The sequence below is a fragment of the Lawsonibacter sp. LCP25S3_E2 genome (assembly GCF_052117285.1).
Classification (GTDB): Bacteria; Bacillota; Clostridia; order Oscillospirales; family Oscillospiraceae; genus Lawsonibacter.
The window spans coordinates 1-1,193 of the sequence record NZ_JBQKJL010000067.1 but is presented as its reverse complement, the minus strand read 5'-3'; the positions used below and the strand labels follow the sequence as shown (position 1 = coordinate 1,193).

General features: G+C 56.4%; 2 protein-coding genes. Both read right to left on the bottom strand.

What is annotated here, in order from left to right; all coding sequences use genetic code 11:
- On the bottom strand, positions 1–512 hold a 512-nt coding region (locus ACTQ3R_RS16525; protein ID WP_441780231.1), incomplete at its 3' end, for a sortase domain-containing protein.
- 35 nt (positions 513–547) lie between these two features.
- The coding region (locus ACTQ3R_RS16520; protein WP_441780232.1) for a hypothetical protein at positions 548–1,193 on the bottom strand (646 nt) is incomplete at its 5' end.

Here is a 1,193-nt window from a genome sequence, read left to right as displayed (position 1 = left end):
CCGCGGTTGTGACCAGCAATGCAAACATTTCCATCCCAAATGCTGGTGTCGGGGAAATGTCCCGCGCCTTTTGCCAGAGTGCTGCTGTCTGTCCCTTCGTAGACCTTGGTAGACAGGCCAATGGCCGGGATCTTAAGCGTCCCCAGATGTCCGCCGGAGTAGTAGAGATCGCTGGTGACGGCAGTATAGCCGACGTCCTGGCCAGAACTGCCCCCATTTCCTGTGTCGATCACAGGATAGTTGACGCTCCCTGTCTGGGACACCAGCCCGCCGCCATCCAGAGCACCGGGGATGAGATTGGGCGTCAGAGGGTCGCCGCTGCCGGGGAGGTAACTGGTAGGCGTGCCAAATCCAGGCGGGATCAGGGCGGTGTTCTTACTCCGGTCTACATTGGGATCTTCCCATTCGTAGATGGTGTCATCGCTGGTAGGTCTGCCGAACAGGTAATCGTCCGGGGCCTCCATGGTATATTCCAGGGCGCTGGCCTGGCCCACACATAGGGCGCATAACATGGTGGCCAGCAGAAGTGCTCTCAGCTTCAGTTGAATCAGCTCCTTCCTTTATATCGCTTGAACAGGAAAACCCCACCTGCAGTCAGTAGGAGAACCGCGCCGCCAATCAGGAGGGGCTGTTTGATGTCAATCTCTGCCGTGGCCCCATTTGAGTTTTCGCTGGAAGGGGTATCTGTGGGGGCCGGGTCTGTCTGCGCCTCGGGGACCTCCATGCTGCCGAAAATGGCGGTATAGGTTAACACAGAGCAGTTGGTTTTGGAAACTTGGCCGGTATAGTCTGCCGTAACAGTGTAGCCGGTAGCATAAGTGCTGCTGGTAGTGCCGGTATATTTGGCGGTGGCGGTATAACGGGTAACAGCACCATCCGCCCCGACTTCACTGGTCTCGGCCCACTGGACATCTGCCAGAGTCAGGCTTTTCCCATTGTCCTCAATGCTCTTTGGAATCAAAGATAGATCCGCTTCCGAGAGATTGGGATAGGTGCGGGTGGCGGAGAGATCCTTTGTCCGGGTAGCATAACCGTCTGCCGCTACCTTGACAGTGGTATGATCCAGTGTCAGAGTGCCGGTATAACCGTCCTCTGTGGTTACCTCCATCTGCGGTTCCAGACTCTGGAGGATCTTCTCCATATTGTTGGTTTCACTGGCCAGAGTTTTGGTCTGGGTGATGGTCTGGATGTCC